This is a genomic window from Armatimonas sp. (genome assembly GCF_964826245.1).
Map to the genome: position 1 here is coordinate 1 of NZ_CBAYMC010000246.1, position 6,232 is coordinate 6,232.

General features: G+C 61.8%; 7 protein-coding genes. 2 read left to right on the top strand and 5 right to left on the bottom strand.

Features of this window, described 5'->3' with window-relative positions; all coding sequences use genetic code 11:
* Window positions 1–162: 162 nt before the first annotated feature.
* Window positions 163–1,707, top strand: a complete 1,545-nt coding sequence (locus AC1XOS_RS18545) for a S8 family serine peptidase (protein WP_481963704.1) — start codon at window positions 163–165, stop codon at window positions 1,705–1,707.
* Between the two features lie 19 nt (window positions 1,708–1,726).
* On the opposite strand, the gene AC1XOS_RS18550 is transcribed toward AC1XOS_RS18545, so the two are convergent.
* Window positions 1,727–2,938, bottom strand: a complete 1,212-nt coding sequence (locus tag AC1XOS_RS18550) for a molybdopterin molybdotransferase MoeA (RefSeq protein ID WP_481963705.1) — start codon at window positions 2,936–2,938, stop codon at window positions 1,727–1,729.
* Window positions 2,925–3,407, bottom strand: coding sequence for a cyclic pyranopterin monophosphate synthase MoaC (moaC, locus tag AC1XOS_RS18555; RefSeq protein ID WP_481963706.1), 483 nt, complete (start codon window positions 3,405–3,407; stop codon window positions 2,925–2,927). Before moaC ends, AC1XOS_RS18550 begins: the two co-directional genes overlap by 14 nt.
* An 89-nt stretch (window positions 3,408–3,496) precedes the next feature.
* Here moaC and AC1XOS_RS18560 point away from each other — a divergent pair, with 89 nt between their 5' ends.
* On the top strand, window positions 3,497–3,820 hold the full coding sequence (locus AC1XOS_RS18560) for an STAS domain-containing protein (RefSeq protein WP_481963707.1): 324 nt from the start codon (window positions 3,497–3,499) through the stop codon (window positions 3,818–3,820).
* A 13-nt stretch (window positions 3,821–3,833) separates the two neighbouring features.
* Here AC1XOS_RS18560 and AC1XOS_RS18565 read toward each other — a convergent pair whose 3' ends face one another.
* The 3 genes from AC1XOS_RS18565 to AC1XOS_RS18575 are packed head-to-tail and all read right to left on the bottom strand — an operon-like array spanning window position 3,834 to window position 6,189.
* Window positions 3,834–4,007 (bottom strand): FeoB-associated Cys-rich membrane protein, encoded by a 174-nt coding sequence (locus tag AC1XOS_RS18565; RefSeq protein WP_481963708.1) that lies wholly within the window; start codon window positions 4,005–4,007, stop codon window positions 3,834–3,836.
* Window positions 4,008–4,009: 2 nt separating this feature from the next.
* Window positions 4,010–6,097 carry a ferrous iron transport protein B gene (feoB, locus tag AC1XOS_RS18570; RefSeq protein ID WP_481963709.1) on the bottom strand — a complete coding sequence of 696 codons (2,088 nt, stop codon included), beginning with the start codon at window positions 6,095–6,097 and terminating at the stop codon, window positions 4,010–4,012.
* Complete coding sequence (locus AC1XOS_RS18575; RefSeq protein ID WP_481963710.1) at window positions 6,094–6,189, bottom strand: hypothetical protein; 96 nt, start codon at window positions 6,187–6,189, stop codon at window positions 6,094–6,096. Before AC1XOS_RS18575 ends, feoB begins: the two co-directional genes overlap by 4 nt.
* Window positions 6,190–6,232 lie beyond the last annotated feature (43 nt).

Here is a 6,232-nt window from a genome sequence, read left to right on the forward strand (position 1 = left end):
CTCCCGTAAACCCCACAGCCCCTCTCCCCTCCTCCCAGGATTGGGAGGAGGGGCCGGGGGAGGAGGGAATCGCGGAGGGAGGAGGGCAACCGGGAAGCGGGCCGCATTTCCCCGTACTTTAGCGGTCTTAGTGAGAAATAAAACACTGCCGCTATTTAGAGCATGATGAGACACACCTTCTTAAAATCGCTACTCTCTAGCGCACTGAGCCTAGCGGGAGGCGCGCTGCTTCTCACCTCCGCCCCTGCCGCCGCGCAGTCCGCTTTTCTGAGTACGGTGAGCGTCCCCAATGAAGTGATGGTCGGTGTGAACCCCGAGCTAGGGCAGCTTGCGCTCATGAATATCGAAGCCAGCGTGGGGCGTGTGATCGAGTACCTTCCTGCCCTAAAAGTCGCCCGAGTACGGCTCTACGGGGGGCTAGATGGCTACCGCGCCGCCACGTTCACCAGCCGGTTGGCCGGCGTGTCTTTTGTCGAGCCTAACTACGTGCTAACCGCCTACCAGGCTGAGATCGAAGCCGCTCCCAACGATCCGGGCTATGCCACCCAGCAGTGGGCACTGCCAAAAGTACAGGCGGATCGGGCATGGCCCCTCTGGAGCCCCAAAGCCTCCACCGTGATCGCCATTGTGGATACTGGCGTGGCGATGAACCACCCCGATCTGGCCAACAAGATCTACCGCAACGCCGGCGGCCAGGTGATCGGCTACGACTTTATCAATGGCGATGCCGATCCCACCGACGACAACGGTCATGGGACGCACTGCTCCGGGATTGCGGCGGGGCAGGTCAACAACGGAGTCGGGATGGCAGGGGTGGCAGGCTGGAGCGGTGGCCCCCTCAGCTCGGATACCAACAACACCAAGATCATGCCCATCAAAGTGCTGGGGGCCAATGGCTCAGGCTCCCTCTCGGCGGTTGCCAGCGGCATTACCTTTGCCGCAGACAACGGGGCCAAGGTCATCAACCTCTCGCTGGGCTCCACGTCCACGGCGACAACGCTTGCCAATGCGGTGGCGTATGCCTGGGGCAAGGGCTGCGTGGTTGTTGCGGCGGCGGGAAATAGTGGCTCCTCGACCATGAGCTACCCAGCGGCCTACCCCAATGTGATCTCCGTCGCTGCCACCGATAACACCGACAAGCTGGCCTCTTTCTCCAACTTCAGCACCTGGGTCTTGTGCGCGGCCCCTGGCGTTGGCATCTACTCCTCCGTTCCCGGCGGTGGCTATGCAAGCTGGAACGGCACCTCAATGGCAGCGCCTCTTGTTGCTGGGGAAGTGGCGCTCTTAGCGTCGCACGCTCCAAATCTCTCCAATGCCGCTCTGCGCGACTTTGTGCTCAACAACACCGATCCCTTGACGGCTTACACAGGCCGGACGATCAAAGGCGGGCGGGTGAATGTCTACAAGGCCATCTTTGCGATCAGCTCCCTGCCTGCGACTCCCACCAACCTGAGTGCAAAGGCCAAGTCACGCACGCAGATTACGCTGACGTGGACGGACAACTCCACCAACGAGACCAACTTCGTGCTGGAGCGCTCCCTAGACAACATCACCTTCACGACGGTAGCGACGCTGGCGGCAGGGGTGAAGACCTTCACCAACTCCGCCCTCGTGGCAAACAAGCTCTACTACTACCGGCTCCGTGCAAGGAACGTCTATGGGTTCTCGGAGTACTCCAACACCACCAGCGCGACGACGCTTCCGTAGCCTACAACGCTTCCGTAGTCTACAACAAGAGAGCGGGGAGTGTCGTCCCAGCGGGGTAGTCACCATGGTCTTCGTGGGCGATGAGCAGTGCCATTGCCCCCGCCATGCTCGCCGTACGATGCGAACCCTGGGCACCTGTCGGCGTCGCCGTGTAGGTGCCCGTACTCTCTTGCCACATCAAGCGAGCTCGGACAAACTCCCGCCGCCCCGAAGCGTGCGGGAGTTTGTCTGTCAGAGTGGCACGGAGCTGAGGTCGGGTGAGCAGGGCGTGGCCTGCGAGCTTGCGCAGAACCGGACGCACAAAAAGCTCAAAGGTCACCAGCGATGATGCCGGGTTACCAGGCAGACCAAAGAACAGTGCGCTGCCCAGGCGGCCAAACGCCAGTGGCCTGCCCGGCTTGATCGCGATCCGCCAGAACGCCAGGCTCCCTTGCGCCTCCAGGACGTCTTTGACATGGTCGTGACTCCCCACCGAAACGCCCCCCGACGACAGCACGAGATCGCAGTGCGCCAGCCGCGCAAAGGCTTCGGTCACGGAGGCGATGGTGTCGCGGGCGTGCACATGCTCCACGGTAATGCCCCCCGCTTCCTCAATCGCGGCGGCTAGGGCGGGCCCATTGGAGTTGCGAATCTGCCCCGGCGCGAGCGCTTGCTCCCCCACGGGAACCAGCTCATCGCCCGTGCTCAGTAGCCCCACGCGAGGCCGACGGAAGCAGGGCACGGTGCTCTGGTTCAGCGCGGCTAGCACCCCAAGCTCGCCAGGAGTGAGCGTGGTATGGGCAGGCAGGGCCAGCTCTCCGACTGCGAGATCGGAGCCTCGGCGGCGGATGTAGTGGCTTGAGCCCGGAGCCCGGAGCGTCACCCAGCCGCTTTCGTCTTCCTCCGTATCTTCTACCATCACGAGGGCATCGCCGCCTTCTGGGAGGGGAGCGCCCGTGAAGATCCGTGCGGCTTCACCCGCCCGGAGCGCTCGCGTGGGCCAAGAGCCTGCCGCGATCTCCATGCCGATGGGGAGTGCCAGGGGAGTGTCTTCGGAAGCCGCTCCCACGCTGGCGGCGCGAACAGCGTAGCCATCCACCATCGAGTTATCAAAAGGCGGCAAATCAACGGGGGCGATCATGTCCTCGGCGAGTGCCCGTCCGCGTGCCTGCTCTAGGGGGACAAGCTCGGTTTCAAGTGGGCCTAGGACGGCGGCGAGAACCTGCTCAAGAGCTTCGTCATAGCTGCGCATGCCACGCTCCACTCTTACCGCCGGTCTTGCTCAGGAGTCGCACACCCTCGATTACCATCCCCTTATCCACCGACTTACACATGTCGTAGACCGTCAGCGCCGCGACACTCACGGCGGTCAGCGCCTCCATCTCAACACCTGTTCGTCCGACACAGGAGGCCGTCGCGGTGATCTCGATACCGGTTTCCGTGAGCGCTAGACGGACTTGAATATCTGTCAGGGGGAGGGGATGACAGAGCGGGATCAGCTCACCGCACTTCTTAGCCGCCAGAATGCCCGCGATTTTGGCCACCGTGAGCACATCGCCCTTGGGGAGGGCTTTCTTGGCAATGTGCTGGCGCAAGCTCTCGTCCATACGAACCAAGCCGGTGGCGGTCGCGCTGCGGTGTGTCTCGGTCTTTTGCGAGACATCCACCATGGTTGCGACACCCTCCGCATCTAAATGACTAAACTCTGGTAACTCTGTCATGCTGGGATTCTACCTGCTCTGGTATAATGAGAGTGGCTAGTTAAGCCGACATTCTCGCAGGGTTGCGAAAATTGGTAACAAAGACGAACATGATCACGATTCATACGGCGGGGCGCACGGCATTGTTGCGGTGTAATGCTCCTCTCTCGGGCGGCCCGGATCCGACTACCCTCCTGGCACAGATCGAGCGCAGTGGGGCGCGCGAAGTCTTACTCGACACCTCGGATGCCTCTTGCTCCTGGGCTGATAGCGATGGTCTCCGCTGGCTCCTCGACCTCCACCGCACACTCCAGTCCCATGGCCACTCCTTGCGTATTGTCGCGCCGTTGGGAGGGCGCGTCCGGCGCAATATCGCTCTCCTTCAGACTGATCTCCCGCTCTTTGCCAGTGTCAAATCCGCCTGGCATCACTAGCGATTGGGTTGAGTTAACGTCTAGGGAAGCGCCGCTCTAGCGGGATCAGCTTGGGTGGCTCGGGCTTGCCACAGCCCTTACAGCCGGGACAGTTGCCGCCCTCGCCGGACTTGAGGCGATGGTAAGCCCGCCGCATGAGATAGACAGCGGCCAAAACAACGAGAGCGTAGACCAGAAAATCTTGCATCGCTAGTATCCCAGAGCCTTTCCGATGACATGAACGAGCCAGGTGACGGTCCAGGCGAGTCCGGTCATGTAAGCGAGCTGAAACAGTGGCCACTTCCAGGAGTTGGTCTCGCGCTTGACGACGGCCAGCGTGCTGATGCACTGCATTGCCAGCACGTAGAACACCATGAGGCAGATTGCCACCAGCGGAGTGTAGGCTTTCTCGCCCTGGAGCCGATCTTTCAGGGCCACCGCCTGCACCTCTTCGTCGTCGTTCTCGGCCTGGTAGAGGATCGCCATGGTCGAGACAAAGACCTCGCGGGCTGCAAACGATGCTACCACGCCGATACCCATCTTCCAGTCGAAGCCCAGCGGGGCGATCACCGGCTCGATGACGTGGCCAAGCTTTCCGGCATAGGACTGCTCTAGTGCGGCGGCCTTGGGGCTGTCGGGGGCGGCCTTGGGGTAGCTTGCCAGAAACCAAAGGAGAGTCGAGAGCGCAAGAATCACCGTCCCTGCACGCTGCAAGAACTGCCACGCCGTCTCCCAGAGCCGGAAGCCCAGCGTCCGCCAGATCGGCTTGCGGTAGGGGGGCAGCTCCAAGAGAAACGTCGGAGCCTCACCCTTGAGCAGTGTTTTATGAAAGAGCGCCGCCATGAGAAAAGTCGCCAGTGTTCCCAGCGCGTACATGGAGAAGAGAACGGCACCTTGGAGTGTGAGGAGCGCAAACGAGCGGCTCCCCATCGAAAAGCCAATGAGCGTGGTCTTAGGGATAAACGCTGCGATCAGCAACGAGTAGACAGGCAGACGCGCCGAGCAGCTCATCAGGGGAGCCACCAGAATTGTGAGTAGCCGTGCTTTATGCGACTCAATCGTACGGGTGGCCAGAATCCCCGGAATCGCGCAGGCATAGCTGGAGAGAAGCGGGATAAACGACTTCCCGTGCAGGCCCACCCGGCTCATCAGGCGGTCCATCAGAAACGCCGCGCGGGCAAGATAGCCCGTGTCTTCGAGAAGCGCGATAAATAAAAAGAGCAGGAGAATCTGTGGCAGGAACGTGATCGTCGTCCCGACGCCACTGAGCACTCCCTCGGTAAGAAGATCCCGCAGCGCACCGGCGGGCATCACGTGCTGAATCCACCCGGAAAAAGCGGCAATCCCAGACTCCAGCCAGCCTTTGGGCACTTCCGCCCAGGTAAACATGGCCTGGAAGAGGATCGCCAGGATGCCTAGAAAGATCGCATAGCCCCAGAACTTATGCAGAAAGAGGCGATCCATACGCTCTGTTGTCGTGATGGGCGGCGTGACGGCGCGGCGGACAGCGTGCGCGACAATGCGATTGATCTCGCCGTAGCGTGCCTCCGCAACGGCCGTGGTCGTGTCGTGGCCCTCGCGGGTCAGGCGCTCGTGGTCGCCCTTCAGGTGCTCTAGAATTTCGGGACTCCAGCGCGTGGTCTTGGGCGGAACCGTCGCCCCGAGCAACAAGACCGCCTCGGAGAACGCGGTCTCCGGGGCAAGCTGGTGCTGCGCTGTCAGTAGCTCCGCAAGCTCTTTCGCCTCTTCCTCCACGCTCGCGGGGAGGAGCCAGCGGCGTGGGGGTGGGACACCAAGGGAGGACATCAGCGCTTTGCGTAGCTCACTCAGACCCGCGCGGCTGGCGGCATGGATGGGGATAACTGGGATTCCCAGCTCCTGGCTCAGCACCTCCGCATCCACCTCCACCCCGCGCCGCGCCGCCGTATCGCCCATCGTGAGAGCGACAATCAGCGGGAGCCCGAGATCCGCAAGCTGGCTGGTTAGATAGAGGTTGCGCTCTAAGTTCGAGGCATCCACCACATTGACAATCACTTCTGGCTTGGGGGTGTCGGTGCGGTAGCCCAGTAAAATATCGCGGGCAATAAGCTCGTCGGGGGACTGTGGTGTGAGAGAGTAGAGCCCCGGCAGGTCGATCAGAGTTGCTGAGGAGCCATTGGGGAGCGTGAGAGTGCCTTCTTTACGCTCCACGGTGATCCCCGGATAGTTGCCCACTTTCTGGCGCAGGCCGGTCAGGGCATTGAAGAGGGTAGTCTTGCCGCTATTGGGGTTTCCGACAAGAGCAAAGCGCAGGCTCACGAGCTCGGGGCGGCGGGATCCACGCCGACGTGAATTCCTTCTGCTTCTTCACGGCGAAGCGAGAGGCGATACGAGCGAAGCTCGATCTCAATGGGGCCACCAAACGCGGCCTTACGGGCGACCTTGACCGCAGCA